Source organism: Photobacterium halotolerans DSM 18316, assembly GCF_000425165.1.
Lineage (GTDB): Bacteria > Pseudomonadota > Gammaproteobacteria > Enterobacterales > Vibrionaceae > Photobacterium > Photobacterium halotolerans.
In genome coordinates this window covers 48356-70613 of the sequence record NZ_AULG01000024.1, presented here as the reverse complement: position 1 = coordinate 70613, position 22258 = coordinate 48356, and the positions used below count along the sequence as shown (strand labels likewise).

24 protein-coding genes are annotated in these 22258 nt (G+C 48.4%); 10 read left to right on the top strand and 14 right to left on the bottom strand.

Going from position 1 to position 22258, the window contains the following annotated elements:
• Positions 1–22: 22 nt before the first annotated feature.
• A complete protein-coding gene (locus tag H511_RS0106680) occupies positions 23–1564 on the bottom strand; it encodes a methyl-accepting chemotaxis protein (protein WP_027251603.1) in 1542 nt (513 codons plus the stop codon).
• A 401-nt stretch (positions 1565–1965) separates the two neighbouring features.
• On the opposite strand from H511_RS0106680, the gene H511_RS0106675 reads away from it, so the two are divergent.
• From H511_RS0106675 to H511_RS0106665, 3 genes are all read left to right on the top strand, one after another.
• Positions 1966–2184, top strand: coding sequence for a hypothetical protein (locus H511_RS0106675; RefSeq protein ID WP_237582799.1), 219 nt, complete (start codon positions 1966–1968; stop codon positions 2182–2184).
• A 93-nt stretch (positions 2185–2277) separates the two neighbouring features.
• A complete protein-coding gene (locus H511_RS0106670) occupies positions 2278–2883 on the top strand; it encodes a TetR/AcrR family transcriptional regulator (RefSeq protein WP_027251601.1) in 606 nt (201 codons plus the stop codon).
• Between the two features lie 54 nt (positions 2884–2937).
• Entirely contained in the window at positions 2938–3807 is an 870-nt protein-coding gene (locus H511_RS0106665; RefSeq protein WP_027251600.1) for an alpha/beta fold hydrolase, read from the top strand.
• Here H511_RS0106665 and H511_RS0106660 read toward each other — a convergent pair.
• The gene (locus H511_RS0106660) at positions 3804–4559 is read right to left on the bottom strand and encodes a 1-acylglycerol-3-phosphate O-acyltransferase (RefSeq protein WP_027251599.1); all 756 of its coding nucleotides are present in this window, start codon (positions 4557–4559) and stop codon (positions 3804–3806) included. The genes H511_RS0106665 and H511_RS0106660 overlap by 4 nt on opposite strands.
• A gap of 331 nt (positions 4560–4890) precedes the next feature.
• On the opposite strand from H511_RS0106660, the gene H511_RS22790 reads away from it, so the two are divergent.
• Positions 4891–5436: an NlpC/P60 family protein gene (locus tag H511_RS22790; protein ID WP_237582798.1), complete on the top strand. Its 546-nt coding sequence runs from the start codon at positions 4891–4893 to the stop codon at positions 5434–5436.
• 135 nt (positions 5437–5571) lie between these two features.
• Positions 5572–6084, top strand: coding sequence for an aminoacyl-tRNA deacylase (locus tag H511_RS0106650; protein WP_237582797.1), 513 nt, complete (start codon positions 5572–5574; stop codon positions 6082–6084).
• Positions 6085–6155: 71 nt separating this feature from the next.
• Here H511_RS0106650 and H511_RS0106645 read toward each other — a convergent pair whose 3' ends face one another.
• The 3 genes from H511_RS0106645 to H511_RS0106635 form a co-directional block, all read right to left on the bottom strand.
• Positions 6156–8144, bottom strand: a complete 1989-nt coding sequence (locus H511_RS0106645; protein ID WP_027251596.1) for a flavohemoglobin expression-modulating QEGLA motif protein — start codon at positions 8142–8144, stop codon at positions 6156–6158.
• Entirely contained in the window at positions 8128–9156 is a 1029-nt protein-coding gene (gene gshB, locus H511_RS0106640) for a glutathione synthase (RefSeq protein ID WP_027251595.1), read from the bottom strand. Before gshB ends, H511_RS0106645 begins: the two co-directional genes overlap by 17 nt.
• A 111-nt stretch (positions 9157–9267) precedes the next feature.
• The gene (locus H511_RS0106635) at positions 9268–9621 is read right to left on the bottom strand and encodes a MaoP family protein (protein ID WP_027251594.1); all 354 of its coding nucleotides are present in this window, start codon (positions 9619–9621) and stop codon (positions 9268–9270) included.
• A gap of 176 nt (positions 9622–9797) precedes the next feature.
• On the opposite strand from H511_RS0106635, the gene hdfR reads away from it, so the two are divergent.
• Entirely contained in the window at positions 9798–10658 is an 861-nt protein-coding gene (hdfR, locus tag H511_RS0106630; RefSeq protein WP_027251593.1) for an HTH-type transcriptional regulator HdfR, read from the top strand.
• 275 nt (positions 10659–10933) lie between these two features.
• Positions 10934–11098: a hypothetical protein gene (locus tag H511_RS24865; protein WP_162836569.1), complete on the top strand. Its 165-nt coding sequence runs from the start codon at positions 10934–10936 to the stop codon at positions 11096–11098.
• Between the two features lie 139 nt (positions 11099–11237).
• Here the strand turns inward: H511_RS24865 and yjjG are convergent, their stop codons facing one another.
• From yjjG to H511_RS0106610, 3 genes are all read right to left on the bottom strand, one after another.
• Complete coding sequence (yjjG, locus tag H511_RS0106620) at positions 11238–11912, bottom strand: pyrimidine 5'-nucleotidase (RefSeq protein WP_027251592.1); 675 nt, start codon at positions 11910–11912, stop codon at positions 11238–11240.
• Between the two features lie 104 nt (positions 11913–12016).
• Entirely contained in the window at positions 12017–12322 is a 306-nt protein-coding gene (locus H511_RS0106615) for a hypothetical protein (protein ID WP_051287956.1), read from the bottom strand.
• A gap of 117 nt (positions 12323–12439) precedes the next feature.
• Positions 12440–13345 carry a chemotaxis protein gene (locus H511_RS0106610; RefSeq protein ID WP_027251590.1) on the bottom strand — a complete coding sequence of 302 codons (906 nt, stop codon included), beginning with the start codon at positions 13343–13345 and terminating at the stop codon, positions 12440–12442.
• Positions 13346–13648: 303 nt separating this feature from the next.
• Here H511_RS0106610 and H511_RS24860 point away from each other — a divergent pair, with 303 nt between their 5' ends.
• Together H511_RS24860 and trpS are read left to right on the top strand one after the other, a co-directional pair.
• A complete protein-coding gene (locus tag H511_RS24860) occupies positions 13649–13825 on the top strand; it encodes a hypothetical protein (RefSeq protein WP_169449967.1) in 177 nt (58 codons plus the stop codon).
• A 351-nt stretch (positions 13826–14176) separates the two neighbouring features.
• Complete coding sequence (trpS, locus tag H511_RS0106595) at positions 14177–15175, top strand: tryptophan--tRNA ligase (RefSeq protein WP_027251589.1); 999 nt, start codon at positions 14177–14179, stop codon at positions 15173–15175.
• Between the two features lie 71 nt (positions 15176–15246).
• Here trpS and H511_RS0106590 read toward each other — a convergent pair whose 3' ends face one another.
• From H511_RS0106590 to H511_RS0106580, 3 genes are all read right to left on the bottom strand, one after another.
• Complete coding sequence (locus tag H511_RS0106590) at positions 15247–15816, bottom strand: YceI family protein (RefSeq protein WP_027251588.1); 570 nt, start codon at positions 15814–15816, stop codon at positions 15247–15249.
• Positions 15813–16355, bottom strand: coding sequence for a cytochrome b (locus H511_RS0106585; protein ID WP_027251587.1), 543 nt, complete (start codon positions 16353–16355; stop codon positions 15813–15815). The genes H511_RS0106590 and H511_RS0106585 overlap by 4 nt, the downstream gene beginning before the upstream one ends.
• 178 nt (positions 16356–16533) lie before the next feature.
• Positions 16534–17238: an HAD family hydrolase gene (locus H511_RS0106580; protein WP_248616579.1), complete on the bottom strand. Its 705-nt coding sequence runs from the start codon at positions 17236–17238 to the stop codon at positions 16534–16536.
• 288 nt (positions 17239–17526) lie between these two features.
• Between H511_RS0106580 and H511_RS0106575 the strand changes: the two genes are divergently transcribed.
• A complete protein-coding gene (locus tag H511_RS0106575) occupies positions 17527–18321 on the top strand; it encodes an EAL domain-containing protein (protein WP_051287954.1) in 795 nt (264 codons plus the stop codon).
• A 78-nt stretch (positions 18322–18399) separates the two neighbouring features.
• Here H511_RS0106575 and H511_RS0106570 read toward each other — a convergent pair whose 3' ends face one another.
• From H511_RS0106570 to H511_RS0106560, 3 genes are all read right to left on the bottom strand, one after another.
• Positions 18400–19785 carry a class II fumarate hydratase gene (locus H511_RS0106570; protein WP_027251584.1) on the bottom strand — a complete coding sequence of 462 codons (1386 nt, stop codon included), beginning with the start codon at positions 19783–19785 and terminating at the stop codon, positions 18400–18402.
• Between the two features lie 12 nt (positions 19786–19797).
• Positions 19798–20175, bottom strand: coding sequence for a hypothetical protein (locus H511_RS0106565; protein ID WP_027251583.1), 378 nt, complete (start codon positions 20173–20175; stop codon positions 19798–19800).
• A 123-nt stretch (positions 20176–20298) separates the two neighbouring features.
• The gene (locus H511_RS0106560; protein ID WP_027251582.1) at positions 20299–22257 is read right to left on the bottom strand and encodes an alpha-amylase family glycosyl hydrolase; all 1959 of its coding nucleotides are present in this window, start codon (positions 22255–22257) and stop codon (positions 20299–20301) included.
• Position 22258 lies beyond the last annotated feature (1 nt).

The window sequence follows — 22258 nt, the reverse complement described above, 5'->3', positions numbered from 1 at the left end:
CCAGACCAGTCAGATAATGTGGCTATCTTTCCTCGAAGCGTTCGGCCAGTGCTTCAAAGTCGTCGACTTTAGCCCTGAGCCCGGCGCTCGATTCTTCGACCAGCAGCAGCTCTTTAAAGTTTTGCTCTGATGCTGCAGCGATGGAGTGGATGTGCTGGCGGGTATGGTCAGTCAGCTGTACCTGGCCTTCTGCCGCCTGGGCCATTTTCCGGATCAACAGACTCATTTCAGCCATGTTGGCTTCCATGGTTTTCAGGCTTTCAGAGCCTTCAGCGGCGGTTGAAACACACTGATTGGTCTGATCGCGGTTACATTCAATCACAGAGCGCCATTCGTTGATTGTATTCAACATGTGCTCAATACTGTTTTGGATCTGTTCTGTCGCCGTCTGGGTACGTGATGATAAAGCCCGTACTTCATCGGCAACCACAGCAAAACCACGGCCATGCTCACCGGCACGAGCAGCTTCAATGGCGGCATTTAAGGCCAGCAGGTTAGTTTGATCGGCAATGCCGCGAATTTCATCCATCACTGAGCTGACTTTCGCCGCTTCGTTACTTAACTGCAGTGTCGTGGCCGTTGCCTGCTCAGCCTGTGCAGATAGTGCCTGCAGATTTTGCTGAGTGGTATCCAGTTGTACCCGGGTCTGATCACTGTAATTTTGAGTGCTCAGTAACAACTGCTCCGAGTGATCAGCATGCTGGTTGACCGTTTGCGCTGAGTCAGTCATGTCATCCAGTGCATTGGCAACATTGCGGATATTGTCGTTCTGATGCCGGATCGCCTGATTGACACGGGTGGCTGTTTCACTCAACTCTTCAGCAAGCGTCTGAAGAGGATGGGCGGCATCTTTCATTCGGCCTAAAACGGTACGAATTCTTGCTGAAGCCATTTTGAGATGATAATCCGCTACAGAAAAAGCACTGTTGCCGGAAAAAATCAGCCGGCTGATACTGTCATAGCTTTGTTTGAGGTCATTTAACTGCTGCGGGGTCTGAAACAGCTCCTGGCGGAAGAAAAGCAGCAGCACAAGAAGCGGAAGCAGCGGCAGAAGCGCAGTGAACGAGAACCCGCCCTGCACCAGGCCATAAATAACCGGCAGCAGGATAGCGGCAGCCAACAGGCCGTAACGCAAAGAAGCCGGCAGCGAAAGTGAGACATTGGTTTTGCCTTCACTCTGACGTAATGTTTTGTAAGCCTGGCTTGCGGTTTTGATCATGTCGGGAGTGGGTTTTACCCGTACCGACTGATAACCCACGATTTTACTGTGTTCGTAGATAGGCGTGACGTAAGCGTCGACCCAGTAATAACCGCCATTTTTAGTCTTGTTCTTGACGATACCCCGCCAGGCGTTACCTTTTTTCAAGTGCATCCACATATCGCCAAATGCCGCTTTGGGCATATCGGCATGGCGGATTATGTTATGCGGTTTACCCAGTAATTCGTCCTCGGTATAACCGGCAACCTGGCAGAAGCAGGGGTTGCAATAGATGATATTGCCTTTGAGATCAGTGGCTGAAACGAGCTGTTCGCCTGCTGGGAAGGTGACTTCACCGTCCTTCATGGTGTGAATGGATATAGCGGACACGTATAACCCTTGTTTTATTAAGATTTTTATCTGCGAATAAGAGCATAGATGCATCGGGTTTATCAATACTTGGATAGTGAAATACGCTATAACCGCACAAAAATTAATGGATAACAATTTTAACAATAAGCAGTCATATGCAGTCTTTACTCATCGTCTTGTTTTTTACCGCCAGCAACAGGCGTTAATGACCCCCCCCTTTAGTGATTGGCGCAGGCCAGAACCGTTTGAGATTATCTTTACTCAGAATTAACTATATTTATAGTGATAAGCATCTTGACGGGTGGTGAATGGATAATCACTTGCTTAAAAGAGCTGTTCTCTTTAGATGTTGAGAGGGTTTGATTATGGTTCTGTCAGAATGTCGGGAAATGTTGATGAAGCACACATTGGTGGAAGCGCGATTAGTCCACGATTTTCTCAGTGCGGGTTGGAGTGTGAACTTTAAAGATGAAGCCGGGAATGACTATCCTCTGACTGATGTTTACGGCATCCCCTGCAGTTATGATTCCCTGAAGCAGGCGCAGGATGCTGTCCATGAAGCCGGTGACTGCCCGATTAAAGTTGACAGTCTGTTCCATTTTTCAGAGCGTTAAAGGCTGTTAAAGCAGTCTGGTTGGACCTGACTTATCTTGCATAAAAAAGAACGATCGTGCTTTAATTGCGACAATCTAACGAAAGGTAGTGCAATGAGTAAAGGTCGGGTAACCCGGGAACACATACTGAGAACGGCATTTGATCTGGCCAGTCGTGATGGCTTGGACAGCCTGACTGTCGGACAGTTGGCTAAGGCATCAGGTATGTCGAAAAGCGGGCTGTTTGCACATTTCAATTCGAAAGAGAATCTACAGGTTTCTGTTTTACAGTTTGCGGGTGACTACTTTGCTCAGCATGTCATCCAGCCTGCACGGCTTGCAGGCTGGGAGTCGGTAGAAGAAAAAATCAGGTTATTACTGCAGAACTGGCTAGCCTGGAACCATTCATTTCAGGGCAGTTGCATGTTTATCGATGCCTGGAAAGAAGGCCGCTGCAGCGATGATCCTGTTCAGCAGGAATTGGACATTATTACCCGCCGGTGGATGGACTATTTGTGCCGCCAGGTTGAGCAGGGGAAGGCCAGCGGCGAGTTCCGTACGGATTTAGATACCTGGCAATCCGTGTTCCGGCTCTACGGTGCTTACCTCAGTAGTCAGCTCTTTCATTCCTTGGGTCTGGAAGCGGATGGTAACCCGCGATTCTGGACGGATGTGGACCTTATTCTTGCCAGTTGGCGATCAGACAGCGAGCAAGACTGATTTCTTTAAATTTCAAAAAAAAGCACGTACGTACTTTTTTATACAGGCCAAATCATGAGCAGCAAAATATATTTCAATACTAAGGGAGGCGTGAATGTCAGACGCCGTGCAATCAACGTGGCAACCCGTGCCTATCACCGTATTGCCCCTTCTCATGCCCGTAAAACCGCGCGGAACTTGTTGTTAACACCTGAAAGGTTTTCTGCCAGCGCTCAGGCCCCTGAGGGGTTACAAAAAAAAGCGATTGAGACGTCCGAAGGTAAAATAATGACGTACTCTCTTGGGAGCGGCCCCACATGGCTGCTGGGGCATGGATGGTCCGGATCGGCCAGTCAATTTTATACCCTGATGGAACATATTGCGGCCTCAGGTTTTACCGCTCTGGCATTTGATAATCCTGCTCATGGTGCGAGCGATGGCCAGCACGGACATTTACCCGGCTTTGTCAAAGGGCTGGAAGCCGTATTGGAGCAAGAAGTTGATGAGCTTGCCGGCGTTGTTGCGCACAGCATGGGCTGCACCATGATGCTTGAGAGCAAGCACGCGAAACTGGCGGGCGTGCCCATGCTGCTGGTTGCTCCGATTCTGAACTACAAAGATAACTTGTACCGTGTTGTTGAGGGATCGGGTTTCTCACTGCGTTTGTTTCAGGATGTGATTCGCGAAGTTGAATGTCAGTATCAGTATCCGATTGATAGTGTGGATAGCCACCAACGGCTGGCTGGTCATCAGGGACACACAGTGATTGTTCATGATAGTGGTGATCGTTTTGCGTTGTTTGAACAGTCGAGGAAAGCAAATGCCCTGCCACGGGTCAGTCTGATCGAGACCAGTGGGCTGGGGCATAACCGCATTCTGAAAAGTGAGCCGTTGCTAAGGGCATTTGACGGTTTGAGCAAGAATCTGGCGGCAGAAAACCATTAACCTGTTTTTGCCACCACTGCCGCAGACTGGGTGTTGAGTGTTGCCACTTCTGCATCCAGTTTTGCTATGTGAGTCAGCATCATTTCACGACAGCGCTCAGCTAATTCCCGGGCATCCTGCATAGTCATTGCAGACGTATCAATCGGGTCGAGGTACTCAGCAATTACAGTGCCGTTATCCCGCTGATTCAGATCAATTTTGTTGTGGGTACTGCTGACAACCATAGGCACGATAGGCACGCCTGCCTCAATGGCCATTCTGAATGCACCGGTTTTAAAAGGCAGTAAACCACGCCCTTTACTTCTGGTGCCTTCGGGATACATCCATACCGACAGGTTACGTTCGTGGATGGTATCGGCGACTTGTTTAATGGTGTCGCGGGCTTTGGCTTTATTTTCTCTGTCTATCAGTATATTGCCGGTGATCCAGTACAAAGGACCAAAGAAGGGAATCCACAGCAGGCTTTTTTTACCGATCGAGACGGTTCTCGGCCTGACCATGCCGGGCGAAGTAACAAAGTCGAAAACATTCTGGTGATTAGAGATATACACGGCGCGGCCAACCCCTTTGATCCGCTCTTGTCCTCTTTCAATGATGTGCACATTGACTATTTTTCTCAGTATCTTGAACCAGCGGCTGAAAAAATAGACATGCTTTGGATCTCTTGGGCTGAAAAGACAGTAGACCAGAGCAAACAAGCAGGTGAAAACAATAAAAAGGGCAGCCAGTAACAGGCGAATGAAAGCGAGCACAACAACTCCTTAAAAAACACTAACTACATTCTTAGATTAATTCAGCAGAGAAATTTAGCAAAAGTGACTGAGCCTTTGATATGCAACAGGTCACAAAATTAAGAAGTTAACCAGTTGAAAAGTAATAGATAAAAAGTGAACTCGCGGGTGCCGGGAATCAGGCTGCTTTCAGACCTGGATATCCCTGCGATGAAAGGGATGATGAACAGGTTCACTGGGTGTCTCTGGGAGAGTGCTTTAAGATTAATCAGGCAGTACGTCAGACAGTGCATCAGGCTGTGGCTTCATGCATAATCACTTCCTTGTGGTATTTTTTTGCGCAGAGGTTGATATGGCAGGGACAAGAAGGAGTGTGGGTTATCGCCAGCGACGTCTGATGATGATATCTACGATGGCTGTTCTGAGTGTATTGACAGGCTGCAGTACTACAACACAAGTGCCTGCGGAAACCCGGGAGATCCATGCCGCGGTTACTCAGCCTCCCCAGCCCCCAGTTTCCATTGCTATCAAACCACCGACCCCTACGTTTCTTGATGTATACCAAAGCTGGAAAGGCACGCCTTACCGTTTAGGGGGAAGCTCCAGGCGGGGAATCGACTGCTCCGCATTTGTTCAGCTGACCTATTCTGAGGTCTATCGTCAAATGCTGCCCCGCACGACTGCAGAGCAGTCGCAATTGGGTAAGGCTGTCCCCCGTACTATGGCGAAAAAAGGGGATTTGGTGTTTTTCAGAACAGGGCGGCGTATGCGTCATGTCGGCATCTATATGGGTAATAATGAGTTTTTGCATGCTTCAACATCACAGGGGGTTGTTGTATCCAGTCTTGACACCCCGTACTGGCAGCGGGCATTTTGGCAGATTCGCCGTATCCAGTAAGTTTGTTCGCCTTCCTTTACAATTACCCATGAAATTTATGGGTGTGAAGTTCGCAAAATTGCCGCACCCCTTTCATACTTTGGCTGTAGGGCGTTAAGCCCCGAGCGCTGGATTTCCAGGAGGTGATTTATGGCGATGGCTATGACAGTTGGGCAATTCCTCAACAGCCATAATGTGGATTTCAGTCTGACGCACCACAGGCATACTGATACATCATTCAGTTCGGCGGTCTCTGCACATGTTCCTACTTCCCAAGTGGCGAAAGCTGTTTTGCTTAAGGATCAGCAGGGCGATTACCTGATGGCCGTTGTGCCGTCTAACCGCCGGGTCATGATTGATAAAATTAATCGCATAATGGGCAAGCAGTTCTTTTTGGTGGGTGAGCATGAATTAACCCAGATATTTCAGGACTGTGAACCCGGTGCGATCCCTTCATTGGGACAGGCATATAAAATCAATATGCTGGTGGATGATTTGCTGCTTGAGCAGGATGAACTGTATATCGAATCCGGTGATCATGAGAATTTGATCCACCTTGATAACAAGCAGTTCCATAAAGTGATGCGAGATGTACCACACAGAAATATATCAGGCTATCGGATGTTGTTTACCCAGGAGCATGACGGCCGTCATTGGGAGTGGGAATAAATACCGGAATGAAAGGCCTGTAAACAAAGATGCGCTTACCTGTAACGGAAGCGCATTTTTTTATGGGTCGGTTAATCGATGCAGTTAAGCATGAAGTTAATGATGGGATCGGTGTCCGTCTTCATGTTGAGTGCTTTTGGCAGGTACTGAGGTGGCTGTAAAATGTCCCGTTCAATCAGCTCATCAAGTAATGGCTTAAATTCAAAGCCTGTTTTACCAATGAACAGCGAGGTCAGGTCCGTTTCCTTGTGCAATCTGAGCGCATCTTTCAAACCACGGAGGTACAGATAGTCTTTGGTAAAACCACCGCCACGGTATGCGCGGGTTGTGATGGTAAACGCAGTGTCATTGGACAGGCCGTAATCAAACTTCAGGGTATTGAAGGTTTCATTAAAGCTGCGTTTATTTACCATCATATCAACCGCAACCACACGTAATGCCAGCGTCTTCAGCCTGTGCAACGGGAAATTGCCCGACAGGTGCTCACACAGAATCGCCAGGCCTTCCTGCGTATGCGTATTGCCCGGTAAACCGAGCTGCAATACTTTGAGCGGCTGGGCTTCAGCGTTGACGCTGGTCACCATATGGACGCCCATTTCGTGATGAATCAGCGCAAACAGATCAGAGGGAGTAAACCGGCTGTTGAGGTTGATTTTTACGGTACGGCCACTCACCATGGCACGTGCGATCAGCTTGGTTGTGCCCTGAACTTTGCAGCTGAACCCGTAATCGTCGGCGGCTTCATTGAACGCAATGACAGCTTCTTCTGCACTGATGGTCGCGTTTTCAGGCTCTGCATATTCTCTGGCATGCAAAATGAAGTTGGCGTTAGCGATATCGCTTTCATCTGGCCGGCCATAATAGCGCAGAGAGTTGTATAAAAACTCCTCACGGCCCAGACTGGTCAGCAGGTCAATACGAACGGCCAGCTGATCGATGACTTTGCGGTACATCGACTGAATACCCGCATCACGAATGTCTTCTACCGGCAGCCGGTATAATTGCTCGCGAAACTTATAGGGATCCAGATCCAACTGACGGTAGGTAAACTGAGGATGATATACATCGCGGTTATGTAAAAACCGGCGCTTTTCCTGTTTCAGGTTGATCGGGTTAATGTAACTGAGCGTATTCAGACCACGGGCAAATTTGTACAGCTGGCGGTCCAGCAGAACAACTTCCTTTGGCAGTTTTGAATCCAGCACATGGGCGTTCTGACGCCGACGGGCAGGTTGCTGCATGCGGTTTTGCATGACAAAAGCAGCGTGGCCGGTCAGGGTGTCTTTCAACTCAGTTTTCAGCTGTTCAATGACTAACGGATAACTTTCACCACCGGTTTCATTCATATACACCTTCTTGATCTCAATCGGTAAGATCAGGGTGCGGGAGAAATTATCGCGGACAAAAGTCGCCTGATACCCCATACCCTGAAAAACAAGGTTTTCACCAGCAGTGACCGCCTGATTCGGCAGTTGGATTTGCCCGAGCCGGGTCAGGAGATTATTAATTTCGGCCTGCCAGGCTTTGCGATCAATCTGCGCCGTACCCAAATTAAATGTCGGACATGGCTGCGATATGCGCTCGTGATTATATGAGTGCATGTCATATATTACACAGTAGCCGAACTTGCGCTCAAGAGACGTGATCAGTGCACGAAAAATGCGGTAATAACAGGCATGCTTTGCCAGAGAAACTTGCTTGTCTGACTCGGTCAGTTTGGCATGCCACACATCTTTTCCCCAGGCCTGCTGATAGATGCAGGTTTCCGGACTGCGGTTAAGATCGTATTCGTACCGAGAGTCTTCACCTTGCAGCACAATCGGCAGGGAAGTGATGAAATCACCCGTGTAAGGATCTTCCTCATAGTACCTTTCCGCTTCTGAAAGGTGGCATTTAGCCACCAGTTCAGGGCGCAGCCGACTGCCGTTATGAATGGCTGTTGCTACAATCGGCTGGTACTCGGTAATGCGAATGGTGACACTCCCGTCAGCCAGCTGTCCTTCAAAAGGAATGTGCTGCTGGATGAAGGACAGCACATCATGCTCAGTTAGTTGACGCATCTTCGATAACCTGACGGAATTTATTTTTGCGAGCGATGCTGATGTCTTTGGCTTTGACAACACTCTCAACGAAATCAATCACCTCACGCTGAAGCTTGGTGCGGTTCAGGCGGTTGATACGTGTAATACCACCAGGACTCAGTACATTGACTTCAACCAATTTGCCATTGATTACATCCAGACCCACAAAATAAAGGCCGTCACGCACCAGTTTCGGGCCGATATGGCGGCACAGGCGCAATTCCTGTTTTGTCAGGGTGTGCTTGACTTCCTGGCCACCGGCGTGAATGTTCGAGCGAACGTCATCTTTGGCCGGCACACGCTTCATCGCGCCAATAGGCTCACCGTTCAGCATCATGATACGCACATCGCCTTTTTCTGCGCCTTCGATGTAGTCCTGCAAAATCACATAGTTGTGATCGTCGCCGATATAAAAGTCCAGCAATGAGCGCACGCTGGATTTGGCGCTTTTTTCAACCAGAATAACGCCTTTACCGCCGTAACCGTTCAGCGGCTTCATGATCATGCGGTCATTGGGGTTCTCTTCCAGTACGCGCTCAAGATATTCACGGTTTTTCGACACGTGTGTGACAGGAATGAACTCGCGGTTAGGGTCCGGCAAAGATGCGGTATAGAGCTTGTTGTTGGCAACACGCAGGCCGTCGATGTCATTGAAAATGAAAGTATCGTCACGTACTGAATCCAGGAAGTTAAGTGCCATGGTATCCAGCGGCGGGTTTGCACGCATGATGATGGCGTCGAATCCAGCCAGCGGCAGTTCAGCTTTGCGGAACTCTGCTTTGCGGTAAAAGCTCGGCACATTGTTAGATACTGTCGACTTTTTAAGTACCCGACAAAAAGCGATTGCCATGCTGTCACGCATAGTCAGGTTACTGGGGGTAGTCAGAGCGACAGTATGGCCGCGACTGGCAACTTCATGGATCAAACGCAGGGTTGAGTCTGTTTCAGGCTCTACTCTGCTCCATGGGTACATAACGAAGCAAATTTTCATTTCAATTAACCAGTTTATTGCCCGGTTTATCAGGCAAAAAAGAAAAGAGCCATGCGCGGGTTGCGAATGGCTCGGTAAAGCATGTTGCTATGGCGATAAATGACGGATTAATTAAAAATCCATGTCGTCATCGCTACCGCCATCATCGCTATCATCATCAAAGCTGCTTGCTGATGATTTGCGAGGTGAGTTACACAAGGTATAGCTACGTATTTTTGTAGAAGTTTGTTTCAGGTACTTAACCCAGCACTTAGCAAAATCTGAAGAGATTTCCTGTTGTCCTGTTATTTCAGCAAAAAACTGCTCTTCTTCCGGTGTTTCAGGCTTGAGTAAACCTTCGTGGATGCCACGCATGGTTCTGCCATAACTTTCCAAAATGCTGGCTTCACCCACAGTGAAGACACCGGAGCGGTTAAAGCCGCGTGGGAAATTTTTATCGTCGTAAAATTTACCTACATTTCTCATCTGATCACCTGCCATGTGAGATTTTCGCAGATATTCTTTCAGGTTTGTCGAGTTGTAAATCAAAGCTTTTTCGTCGTAACGATAAAACTTTTTGATGATAATGGGGGGAGGGGCAGTGTACTATCGCTAAGGGGATATATGCCCAGAGTCCCACTCTTCATTATGTAGGTTTACTTGTGGACACCGAACTACTCAGAACATTTCTAGAAGTGACGAAAACACGTCACTTTGGCCGTGCTGCCGATAACTTATATCTGACTCAGTCTGCGGTCAGTTTCCGGATACGCCAGCTGGAATCCCAGTTAGGTAACGCTTTATTTTCACGTCAACGCGGCAATGTTCACCTGACTGCGGCGGGTGAGCGTCTCCAGCCGTATGCAGAAGCTATCTTGCAGACATGGAGCAGAGCGCGTCAGGATGTGGCATTGTCTGACTCAAGGAATAATCAGATAACACTGGGCGCTTCCGCCCTGGTGTGGGAGTTTGATGGTCTGTCTGACTGGATCAGTCGGATTTATGGTGCGATTCCGGAACTGGCACTGCGCCTGGAAACCGTCCCCCGTCAGGCTCAGGCTAAGCAAATTCTGAATAAAAGTGTGGATGTGGTTATCACCAGTGAGCCACCAAAGATTGACGATCTCATGGTCAGTAAAGTCAGGGATTATCAACTGCAACTGGTTTGCCATCAGCCCGATTGCGGTATGTCTGACATCAAAGATTTTCCATTGATCTATTTGGACTGGGGGACGCGGTTTGCCGTTGATCACAGCCGGATTAATGAGCTTCAGAAGACACCTATCTTACATACGCACTCCAGTAAGATGGCGTTAGAGCACTTATTAAACAATGGCGGAGTAGGTTATTTGCCTTCACCTGTTATTGCACATAGTGTTGAGTCCGGTGAACTGCACCTGGTTAATAATGCCCCTGTTATGGAGCAGTCTTTGTACTTAGTCTGGCGTGATGATAATGAAAAAGTTGAGCTGCTGAATGGCTTGCTGGATGTTGCGTTCAGTGAAATAAGTGAGCGCGTCTAGGTGCATTTCATCGAGCAGAATAATTTATTGTCTTGATTAAAATATCTTGTTGTACAGGGATTCAGGCTTTGCATTAGTCTCGCTGCTGAAGGGGTTGGTTCAGTACACTTAATCACTGTTTTGGCTATGTACAGAGATAGAACTGACCACCTGACTGTAACACTAAGCATTTGCGTATTTCTGAATTGTTACCCTATGCTTAGTGGTGAGGTTTGCCAATAACGGCAACCTAATATACTCAATGTTTTTATCTGGTTGTGTGTCAGGAAACAAGCATGGCAAAGTTAGATGAGAAGTTCCGCAAAGGGTCTAAGTCCAAATTTAAGAGTGACTTTAACGATGACTTTTTAGATTACAATCAGCAGGCGCGGAAGAAAAAACGCCGATCAACGCGACAGCGTCAGGACAGCGGTGAGTACATCGATTTCGACTACGAATAATTACTGCTTTTTTGACTACATAGCCCCCCCAGTTTGGGTAGCCAGACATGAAAAGCGCACTCACCGGTGCGCTTTGTTATTTCAGACAGTCAACAACCCTTTCACCGTTATTTCCCGCCGTTATCTGCCGTCGCAACACTTAACTGAATAGCAGGTTAGTCAGCTCATCCAAATGGCGCACTGTATAGTTTGGCCTGATGCCCTCAGGTGTTTGTGCATCGTGGTGATTGAGCCAGCAAGTATCCATTCCGGCCTTCATGCCGCCCAGAATATCTGAATGGGGGTTGTCTCCAACCATTAACACTGTACTGGGGGCAGGGTTGCCAATCGCATTGATCGCATAGTCAAAGATGACAGGGGACGGTTTGGCGGCGCCTACTTTTTCCGAAATAATCAGAGACGAAAAATAGTGCTCCACGCCGGTTCTTTGTAAGCGAATGTCCTGCAACTCAGTAAAACCGTTGGTGATGATGCCCATTTTTACGTGAGGATTGAGGCGTTCAAGCAGAGTGGCGGCGCCCGGTAACAGAGAGCAGGTGTCTGCCATTGCTTCGAGGAATGCGCTGTTCAAGGTTGCGGTTGTCACACCAAGCAGCTGCGCCCAGCATTCAAAACGCTGATGCTTCAGCTGCTCTGCGTCAATATCGCCGTTTTGGTAGTCAACCCAAAGAGGCTGATTGACACGCTGATACTCGGAGAAATGCTCTGGCGTGAAATCGACCTCAAAGCGTGAAAACATCAGTTTAAGACCACGATAAGCGTCAAAGTGAAAAAGAGTCTCGTCAGCATCAAACAGAATCCACTGGTATTTCATACATTAAGCCTTTGAAGTTGCAGAGGCACACATACTACTCTTTTACTGCTTCACCAACAAAAGGAATTGGAAAAACCAGTGGAAACACATTGTTGACCAGAAGTTTACGCTGCCAGTTGGTCTTTCATCATGCTTGCAGGTTCGTTGTAGAGCTTGATGACCAGTGTCAGTGTTTCCTGGCTGATATCTTCTCTGATTGTATCAATGGCATAGTATTGCCCATTTTTATTTTCGAGCGATTTATCGATAAGCTGAGCTATGCTGTCGTCGATATCGCCTTTTATCTCAATGGTTTCAATCAGTTGAAAATTCCCGTGGTTGGCTTCATCGGGAGAGAGAAGTTCTGGATTGGCGAAAGCGGAGATGGAGGCGGTTAGAATAATGGCACTGAATACAATGCGCTTGAACATGGTGTTAATCCGTTACTGGTAGCTGGAGAAAACTGGTTGCGGCAACTGTGCCATAGCTGCCGCAGTGAATGTCAGTTTTTTGTTAGTTCGGACTAAACGGTGTAATTTTTTTGAACTTCAGCCAACCTTGCTCTCCTGGTGCTGGTGCGCACCTCGCAACATGGCATGGATTAACTCATTGGCCTCAAATTTAGTCAGTGCTTCATGGGCTCCGACCTGATGCGCCTGAGAGACACTTATCTCACTGGAAAGCGAGGTATGAAGAATGATGTAAGTCCCTGTGAGTTTTGAATTATTTTGCACTTCAAAGGCCAATTCATAGCCATCTAAGCCAGGCATTTCAATGTCGCTGACAAGAATTTCAAATGGCTGTCCTGCATCAGCCGCCTGATTGAGCATTCTCAGTGCATCTGTACCCGTGGTGGCGATGTGATAGGGGATGCTGACACTGTCCATTGCCTGACAGAGCTGACGTCGTGCAACAGCCGAATCATCCACCAGAAGGATTTTCAGTGGTCTGAGCGTTTCTCGCTGAACATCCGTTAATACCGGGTGCAGGCTTTCCGGTGAGTCAGGAAAGACTTTAGACAGTAACAGTTCGATATCAAGCAACTGAACGAGCTGATTCTCGATATTGGTGACGCCGGTGACAAAGATATTTCTGCCGAGGGACGGCGGAGGTGCATCAATATTGTGCCAGTTACATTCGGTGATCTTATCGATGCCACGTACCAGAAAACCGACCAGCTTGCGTCGGCAATCAGTAATAATAATGTAGCATTTCTTTAGTTCTTCCTGAGTCAGCGCCGGGTAACCGATAGCTTTAGCCATGTCGATGACAGGCAGTGTATCGCCACGCAGGCTGGCTGCACCTAACACTGTTGGGTGGGACTGCGGAATGGCTGTCAATGGCGTAAAGGGCACGATTTCTTTTACTTTCAATGTGCCTATTGCAAATAGTTGCCGGGAATTCAGCCTGAACAGCAGCATCCCCTGAGATTGATTCGTTGCGGTTTTGAGCATTGCAGCTTCCCTTATCCACTCGTCGGATTACCTCATGTCTGCACAGAGGAAGACAAGAAATGTATTCCGATTATAGTAGCCTGAGCGTCAGGCAAAAGGAATTCATCATATTGATTTTATTCTTAGTACAGGAAATTAGAGGCCGATCCAGCTTTTACGGTCTGGCTGTGAGGCTGAGTGGACCTGGCTTGAAAGCCGCGTAATGCTTCTATTGAAGCTATAGTTATAGTCACAAAGAAGGCTTCAGGGAAAGGTGCACATCAGGGACGGGTTATCAAGTAGGTTACAGAGATAGGTACGGTTATGGAATTACGTAATAGATCTGGTGATATCGCCCATCTGGCGGATAACCTGACATTGAAAGAAATTGTCGATATGGGGTTCTCTATCGACCTTTGTGATGAAAATTATGATCCTAACGAGCACTGGACAATCAAGCGTTCTCGTCAGAGAAAAGAAAGCGAGTATCCTGCCAGCTAACGGATTGTCGGCCAGAGCCGTCTGGCTCTGGCTTTTTAATTTATATATCCGGAAATCAGAATTAATGGCAGCTTTGTCAGCCGGATTGCGGCTGTCTGTTTAATTTCAAATTAAGCTCAGCGAAACTGACTGAATATGATTGCAAGCAGCCTGATATGCAGTTAGTGTTTTGGGTATGAAAATAATCGGCTTAACTCTTATTCTCTCCATTCGTTGGTGGCGTTCTTTTTAGAACGGCACTGAATTTTTACGTTCATTTGCCGTCATTTGGCTGCTGATGAACGCACTAGATTTCTTTTGAATGCATGTTTCCTTAGTGGCCACTGGCGTTTACTACACTGAGGAAAACAGATGAAAGAACAAATCCTTACTGGCGACAGACCAACCGGCCCCTTACATTTAGGGCACTTTGCCGGCTCTCTTCAGCAACGGGTCACGCTTCAGCATTCCCATCAACAGACCATACTGGTCGCTGACTTACAGGCGTTAACCGATAACGGTCATAATCCGGGAAAGGTGGCAGAAAACATTTTGAATGTAGTGGCTGATTACCTGGCGGTGGGTATTGAGCCGGATAAGACCACTATCTGCCTTCAGTCTTCGTTACCGGCTCTGCCTGAACTCGCCATGTATTACGCCAATCTGGTGTCTATTGCGCGCCTGGAGCGTAATCCGACGGTAAAAAATGAAATCCATGCCAGAGGATTTGGCAGGGCAATCCCGGCTGGTTTTCTGACCTATCCAATCAGCCAGGCTGCTGATATTACGGCATTTCGGGCTGGCCTCGTTCCGGTTGGTGGCGATCAATTACCTATGATTGAACAGACGAATGAGATTGTTCGGCGCTTTAATCATATTGCAGAGCAGCGGATTTTGGAGGAATGCAGCCCTTTGATCAGTAACGTCCCCAGATTGCCAGGGCTGGACGGGAAAGCGAAGATGTCCAAGTCACAGGGGACGGCCATCACGCTCGGCGCAAGTACAAAGGAGATACGTGCGGCTGTCAAAGCTATGTATACCGACCCAAACCACTTAAGGGTTGAGGATCCCGGGCAAGTCGAAGGCAACGTGGTGTTTACCTACCTGGACGCATTCCATCCGGATACCGCTTACGTAAAAGCACTGAAACAAGAGTACCGTCAGGGCGGACTGGGTGATGGTAAAACGAAACAGATCCTGGAAGAGTGCTTACAAACGCTGCTGGCACCTATCAGGCAGGAGAGAGAACGGTTATTGTCAGATAAAACCATGCTGATTGATGTGCTGAGAAAAGGGACGGAGAAAGCCAATATAGTCAGTCACGAGGTGTTACATGATGTGAAGCGTGCGCTAGGGATAGCTTTGTTCTGAAGAAATCGGAATGCAGAAATAAAAAATCCGGCATAAAAAGCCGGATTTTTGAAGCAAGAGTGACGTCAGGATTACAGACGAACCCCTTCCACATGCAGCTCCATGTCTGCGTAGCTGGAAGTACCCATAACCTGGATACCAAAGTCAGCCAGCTCAACACGGGTTGTGCCCATGAAACCAGCGCGGTAACCGCCCCATGGATCTTTACCTGCGCCGACAAATTCAGCATCAATAGTGATAGGTTTCGTCTGGCCGTGCAGCGTCAGGTTGCCATCGATGGCCAGTTTACCGTTACCTTTGTCAGTCACTTTGGTACTGGTAAAGGTGGCTTTTGGATACTTGCTCACTTCCAGGAAATCTTCGCTGCGAACGTGCTTGTCACGATCCGCGTGATTGGAATCGAAGCTGGTGGTGTCAATGTTCACTGTTACTTTTGAGGCGGCAATGTTTTCAGGGTCATAGCTGAAAGTACCATCAAAGGTATTGAAACGTGCTTTGATCCAGCTGTAGCCGAGGTGGCTGATTTTCAGGTTAACTGAGGCGTGAGCGCCTTTGTTATCAATGGCATAATCAGCGGCATTGGCGATGCCAGGTAAAACAAGGGCCGCAGCCAGGCTCAACGCGGTAAGATGCTTCTTCATTTTTCCTTAACTCCCAACATTTTCTTTAAGGTATTATCTTTATTAACAAAGTGGTGTTTCAACGCTGCTACCGCATGCAGGGTAGCTAATCCGATCAAGGCGTAGGCGAGGTACTCATGAATTTCTCCTGCCACATCGGATTGATCCGGAAAGAGTTCGCCCATTGAAGGAACGGTTAACCAGTCAAATACCTCTATGCCGCGTCCGTCCGACGTCGAAATGAGATAACCACTGACAAATAAACCGAACAACAGAACATAAATGACAAGGTGCGCCAGCTTGGCGAGTGCTTTTTCCCAAGTGGCTCCTTCAATAGCCGGTTGTTGTTTCACTGTTTTCCATAGCAGTCGGAAAAGGGTTACAGCGGCGAGTGTCAAACCTACTGACTTATGCCAGTGAGGAGCAACCGTGTACCAGGATGAATAGTAATTGAGATCGACCATCCACAGGCCAACAGCAAATAGCCCAATGATGACAACAGCACTTGCCCAGTGGAGGGTTACTGAAACCCAATCATAATGATTGACTGCCTTTTTCATGTACTTGTGGACCCTGATTAAAAACTACCTACCTATTCTAGTGGTAAATATTTCAAAAATCAGTGTATTAACTTGAACAACCTGGTCAAAGAAATTGAACAAGGCCGAAAAAGAGTAAGAAGATATTTCAGCCCTCTGTATTTAAGGGCTGAGTGGCAAAAATATGCTCGCAGAAAGGTTATCGCTGAATGTCGTTTTCGTGATGCCAGTTCATTATGGTCCATTCCTGCATTTGTGCATGTAATGCAAGGGCCGGATCAGGATTCACAGCAAAAGGATGATCAACAGCCTGAAGCAGAGGCAGATCGTTAATTGAGTCGGTATAACAATACAGTGCATTAAACGAGTCAGAGTGCGATTCCAGCCAGGCTTCTAACCGAACGACTTTGCCTTCTCTGTAGCTTAAGGTGCCTACTGTATTCCCTGTCAGGGTGTTGTTTTGGGTCTCGAGATTGATAGCCAGTGCATCATCGACCAGCAGCAACTCAGCTATCGGTCTGACCAGATGTTCGCCGGTTGCAGAAATAATAATAACGGTGTCACCGCGACGTTTATGCCATTCAATACGCTCAATGGCGGCCGGAAACAGAGCAGGGCGAATGCACGTCTGAACGAATTCCTCGATTAACGGTGCCAGTTCACCGGTACTCATACCTGCAATGGGCGCTAATGTCGCAGCCATATATGACTGCATATCCATGCTGCCTTTCGCGTAATCTTTCATCAGGTTTTGTTCTTGCTCAATGAGAAGTGGCGATGCCAGTCCTTTATTGACAATAAACCTGACCCACAGTGAAGCAGAATCAGCGGCAATAAGCGTTTCATCTAAGTCGAAGATGGCAAGATTGGGCAATTTCGTTATGGGTTGTGTGTTGGATAGCAACGTGTTTTTCCTTTTCATTGGATCTAAGGGCACAGGTTAGGTGTAAATAATGACACTAATGTTTCAGTCAGGTGTCGTTTTGAAGTCAAAATCATGGAGGTAATACATAAATTTAACTTTTTTGTGACATTTTCCTGAGGGATATCGCATAAAATTATGATGTCTCAATTTTAAGACATTTTCTGGTCGCTAATATCTATATATTCGGCATCTTTTATTTAACTGCCCAGGCCTAGTATGTCAGCAGCTAAGTGCATGCCTTCCCGTTTTCACATAAAGAGATGATATGTGAGTAAAGTTATTGTCACATTGGATGAGATTAACAGGCACTTAACCACAGAGGCTGATGGCAGTTACAGTGCTGTGTATGATGCTTATCATTTGAAGACGGCTTTCCAGCCCATTCATCGAATGAATGGCGATCTTTTCGGATTTGAAGCCTTGGTAAGGGTATTTAATGAATGTGGCGACGAGCTGAACACTGAACCTTTTTTCGCTCCTGAATACTATGATGAAACCGATCAGGTCAACATGGACCGGCTGGCCAGAGTGATTCATGTGAAAAACTTTGCTCAGTTTTTTGCGTCTTACACTTTGTTTATCAATATGGTGCCTGATGCCTTGCTGATACACAGCAAAAATGTGCCGGCAGCACTGCTTCATCAGCGCCTGACAGCGTTAGGACTGAAATCTGAGCAGGTGTTTTTTGAGTTACTGGAACACGACTGCACCAGCAATATTGAGCTGTTAGACATCTTGCAGCAAATGCGGGCACTAGGTATGAAGGTCGCTCTGGATGATTATGGCGTCAAAGCCTCATCTGAATGCCGGGCTCGCTTTTTACGGCCTGACATCATCAAAGTGGATCGCTCACTGCTGGCGGATTTCCTGTCCGGTCAGGAGTCGCCTTTGCGCAAAGTGATGGGGCTTGGCCGGGAGCTTGGCGCAAAGCTGCTGATTGAAGGAGTAGAAAATGCGGCGGGATTGAAAGTCGCCAGAATGCTTAACGCCGATTATATCCAGGGCTTTTATCTGGGACGGCCACAGCTGCTTTCTGAGATCTTACTGTCAAGGGTCAGCTGAGGCCAACCCTTGATATTTATGATGCTGAACACCGTTTTGCGACGATAAGGCATTAACGCTTAATGTCGATGCTCAATGTTAATGAGCAACACCGCCCGTGGTGAGCTTTTGCGGATCCAGCAAATGTTCAAGCTCCTGCCGCGATAAATCAGTTTCCTCTTCTGCGACATCCAGAATATCTCTGTTCTCTTTGTAGGCTTTCTTGGCAATTTCAGCCGCTTTCAAATAGCCGATAACCGGATTGAGCGCCGTGACCAGAATCGGGTTCTTCGCCAGAGCTTCCTGCAATTTGTCTTCCCGTACACTAAAACTGGCAATGGCTTTATCCGCCAGCAGCTTGAAGGTATTCGACAGAAGTTCAATGCTTTGCAGCAGGTTATAGGCAATGACAGGTAACATCACATTGAGCTGGAAATTCCCGGACTGTCCGGCCACTGTAATGGTGCTGTCGTTGCCAATCACCTGGGCGGAAACCATAGCCGCGGCTTCAGGTATTACAGGGTTCACTTTGCCCGGCATGATGGATGAACCTGGCTGCAGCGCTTCGAGCTCGATTTCCCCCAGCCCGGCCAGAGGGCCTGAATTCATCCAGCGCAGATCATTGGCAATTTTCATCATGGCCACAGCGGCGGTTTTCAGCTGACCCGACAGGCTCACGATAGCGTCCTGGCTGCTGAGGTTGTAGAAAAAGTTATCGCTGCTGGTAAACGGAATTTCTGCCGACACTGAGAGGTTATTGGCAAACACCGCCGCAAATGTCGGATCGGCGTTGATTCCGGTGCCGACTGCCGTCCCTCCCTGAGCCAATGCTGAAACATTGTCCAGACTATGCAGTATGCCCAGGCGTGCTTTCTCGATCTGTGTCTTCCAGCCAAGCAGCTCCTGCGCCAGCGTGACCGGCATGGCATCCATCAGGTGTGTCCGGCCGGTTTTGACGATATGGCCGACCGCAGAGGCTTTCTCATCAAGGGTATGACAGATGTGCGCCATCGCAGGCAGCAGTTGCTCGTGGCATGCCAGTGCGGCGCTGACCTGAATGGTGGTTGGGATCACATCGTTACTGCTCTGTCCCATGTTGACGTGATCATTCGGGCTGACAACTTGACCCGCACGCTTTGACGCGAGCGTGGCGATGACTTCGTTGGCATTCATGTTGGAGCTGGTTCCGGAGCCGGTCTGGAAAACATCAATCGGGAACTGGTCGAGGTGGTGACCATCAATGATTTCCTGACAGCTGTCGATAATGGCATGGGCGATGTCTGAATCCAGCAGCTCAAGGTCGAGATTGCTTCTTGCGGCGGCTTGTTTCACAAATGCCAGGGCTTTGATGAACTGGACAGGCATTGTCAGTCCGCTGACGGGAAAGTTGTTCACGGCCCGCTGGGTCTGCGCCTGATAAAGCGCCTCTTTCGGGACGTTCACTTCGCCCATGCTGTCTTTTTCAATGCGGTAGGATGTCGTCATTTCCGTGGTTCCTTATAATCCGGAGGAATGATGTAACTGTAGGAGGCTTTGTTTCAGAGACAGGAATTTACTGACGTGATTATCGCCATAACATTTTTTCAGAGCGAGCAAGGGACAATGCAGATAATCCAGACAAATACGGCGAAAAACACGGGATTGGTGTTTATCTTCAACACTGTTGCACAAATGAAAGAAAACACGCCTCAGAAACAGCTCCTGAAGCAGAGGGTTGCGCAATGCGTTCTGTTGCCCGTAGTACGCTGCCAGATTCATTCCGGCCTGTGTCATGTCAACGATGACATCCTGTTCGAACCCTGGGATAAGAGGGTGATTCAGAAAACGCTCTTCTGCCAGAAAGAACTGTCGGTACAGCGTACTGGATCTGCTCATCAATCACTCCACACTTAATAAACTTTAATGATAATTATTATCATTGTTGTGGCGGGGTTACAAGTCTGCGCCTGAAGTTTATACAAGACCCTAAGTGTAGGAGATAAGACGAATGCCTGTGTTTTAGGATGCCGGAATGAGGATCACCATAGAAACGGGCCGGACCAGGCAGTCTGACTGGTGAATGTTCCGAGCAGCCAACTGGTCCTCAGCGGTATCAACCAGACAAGTCCAGCTGTGCAGTGACGATGGCAAGCGGAAGCGTACCGGATAATCATCAGGGTTGAGCAGATAAAGCAGGGCGTTGTTATCGTCGGCCTGAATGAGACAGGAAAAAGGCTGGCGTCCGGCCCAATTCTGGTCATCCATCGGTGTTCCTGTGGGAGTCAGCCAGCTAATCGTGGCTGGCGCAGACGTTTTGTCTGTCATTGCTCTCATGATAGCTGGCATGACGGTTTGACGATGCTGAATCAGTGACTGCAACCAATTTCTGAATTTGTACTCTTCTCTGGAGAGTGCCCAGTTTACCCAGTTGGTGTCGTTGTCCTGACAATAAGCGTTGTTGTTGCCCTGCTGGCTGTGCGAGTGCAGGTCAGCACCTAACAGATGGGGAATGCCCAGACTGAACAATAAGCTGGTCATCAGGTTACGCTTTTGCTTTTCCCGTCTGTTTTGAACAGCGGTTGTTGCAGCTAAACCTTCTGTCCCCTGATTATTGGAGCGGTTATCAGGATGACCGTCACAATTATTTTCGCCATTGGCGTGGTTATGTCTGTCATTGAATGACACCAGATCCTGCAGGGTGAATCCGTCGTGATAACAGAGGTAATTGATACTGTATTTTTGCGGCCAGTTTTGGGCAGGAAACTGTGGTTGCGAACCCAGCAGGTGAGGGGCAACCGCAGAAGCAGGGGCGTCATGCAGCCAGAAACTGCGCCAATTGTCCCGGAACTGGTCGTTGCATTCATGCCAGCCGGCCGGAAAAGCGCCAGACTGATAGCCATCTGGTCCTATGTCCCAGGGTTCGGCAATCAGTTTTACACTGCTGAGCACCGGATCATTGCGTATCGCGGCAAAGAAAGCAGAGTCTGACGAAAAGTGGTCATGGTTCCGGCCCAGCGTTGCCGCAAGATCAAACCGAAACCCATCCACCTGATAATTCAACACCCAGCTACGCAATGATTGCAATATGGCCTGCAGCATGGGCGGGTGGCTGACATCCAGGGTATTGCCACAGCCGGTATAGTTTTTGAATTGCCCCTGCTCGTCTTTTAAATAGCTCTGGTTGTCGAGTGCTTTAAAGTGAAACACCGGACCGCCATCCCCTTCTTCGGCGGTATGGTTGTAGACCACATCGAGAATGACTTCTATGCCGTGAGCATGCAGGGTGCGAATCATGGTTTTACACTCTCGCACCGGATCGGCTGAGGCGAAACGTTGGTCTGGTGCAGACCATGCAATCGGGTTGTAGCCCCAGAAATTGGTCAGAGATTTGGCAGCGAGGTGCGTTTCATCTGCTTTTGCCGCAATCGGCATGAGCTGCAAGCTGGTGATGCCTGATTGCCTGAAATGGGCCAAAGTGACAGGGTGGCACAACCCTGAATACGTGCCGCGCAGATTGGCGGGAAGATCCGGATTGGCTTTGGTGTAACCTTTCACATGCACTTCACACAGAACCGTTTTCTCCGGAGCAATGGCCGGACGCTCGCACCCCTGCCAGTCGAAATCATGGCAAGTGGTGTAGGCTATCCATTCCGGAGCAGTGACCAGATCAGATGTCCGATCAGGTGCCGGCTGCTGCTGTACTCTGTGCGCATGGGGATCAAGCAGCCATTGCGCTGAAAGGTCAGTCGCTGTAGTCACAAGAAAGGCATAGCCGGTGTTTTCGCCGATGCCCCGGATGAAAACAGTCCAGTGATCGTTTGCTTGGCGCTCAAGACTATGACATGCGATGGCAATGCCTTCCTTATCGAATAGCACCACTTCCAGCGTAAGAATATCCGGGCCATATAAACGGAAGTGGCAGCCTTCGCTCGTGAGTGTAGAGCCAAAGCCGATGTCGGTATGCTGCATAAAAGACAAG

Bases quoted from the DNA above. Each gene is read 5' to 3' on its own strand.
- H511_RS0106680 (WP_027251603.1), bottom strand. From the start codon at position 1,564: ATGAAGGACGGTGAAGTCACCTTCCCAGCAGGCGAACAGCTCGTTTCA.
- H511_RS0106675 (WP_237582799.1), top strand. From the start codon at position 1,966: ATGAAGCACACATTGGTGGAAGCGCGATTAGTCCACGATTTTCTCAGT.
- H511_RS0106670 (WP_027251601.1), top strand. From the start codon at position 2,278: ATGAGTAAAGGTCGGGTAACCCGGGAACACATACTGAGAACGGCATTT.
- H511_RS0106665 (WP_027251600.1), top strand. From the start codon at position 2,938: ATGAGCAGCAAAATATATTTCAATACTAAGGGAGGCGTGAATGTCAGA.
- H511_RS22790 (WP_237582798.1), top strand. From the start codon at position 4,891: ATGGCAGGGACAAGAAGGAGTGTGGGTTATCGCCAGCGACGTCTGATG.
- H511_RS0106650 (WP_237582797.1), top strand. From the start codon at position 5,572: ATGGCTATGACAGTTGGGCAATTCCTCAACAGCCATAATGTGGATTTC.
- H511_RS0106645 (WP_027251596.1), bottom strand. From the start codon at position 8,144: ATGCGTCAACTAACTGAGCATGATGTGCTGTCCTTCATCCAGCAGCAC.
- gshB (WP_027251595.1), bottom strand. From the start codon at position 9,156: ATGAAAATTTGCTTCGTTATGTACCCATGGAGCAGAGTAGAGCCTGAA.
- H511_RS0106635 (WP_027251594.1), bottom strand. From the start codon at position 9,621: ATGAGAAATGTAGGTAAATTTTACGACGATAAAAATTTCCCACGCGGC.
- H511_RS24865 (WP_162836569.1), top strand. From the start codon at position 10,934: ATGGCAAAGTTAGATGAGAAGTTCCGCAAAGGGTCTAAGTCCAAATTT.
- yjjG (WP_027251592.1), bottom strand. From the start codon at position 11,912: ATGAAATACCAGTGGATTCTGTTTGATGCTGACGAGACTCTTTTTCAC.
- H511_RS0106615 (WP_051287956.1), bottom strand. From the start codon at position 12,322: ATGTTCAAGCGCATTGTATTCAGTGCCATTATTCTAACCGCCTCCATC.
- H511_RS0106610 (WP_027251590.1), bottom strand. From the start codon at position 13,345: ATGCTCAAAACCGCAACGAATCAATCTCAGGGGATGCTGCTGTTCAGG.
- H511_RS24860 (WP_169449967.1), top strand. From the start codon at position 13,649: ATGGAATTACGTAATAGATCTGGTGATATCGCCCATCTGGCGGATAAC.
- trpS (WP_027251589.1), top strand. From the start codon at position 14,177: ATGAAAGAACAAATCCTTACTGGCGACAGACCAACCGGCCCCTTACAT.
- H511_RS0106590 (WP_027251588.1), bottom strand. From the start codon at position 15,816: ATGAAGAAGCATCTTACCGCGTTGAGCCTGGCTGCGGCCCTTGTTTTA.
- H511_RS0106585 (WP_027251587.1), bottom strand. From the start codon at position 16,355: ATGAAAAAGGCAGTCAATCATTATGATTGGGTTTCAGTAACCCTCCAC.
- H511_RS0106570 (WP_027251584.1), bottom strand. From the start codon at position 19,785: ATGACGACATCCTACCGCATTGAAAAAGACAGCATGGGCGAAGTGAAC.
- H511_RS0106565 (WP_027251583.1), bottom strand. From the start codon at position 20,175: ATGAGCAGATCCAGTACGCTGTACCGACAGTTCTTTCTGGCAGAAGAG.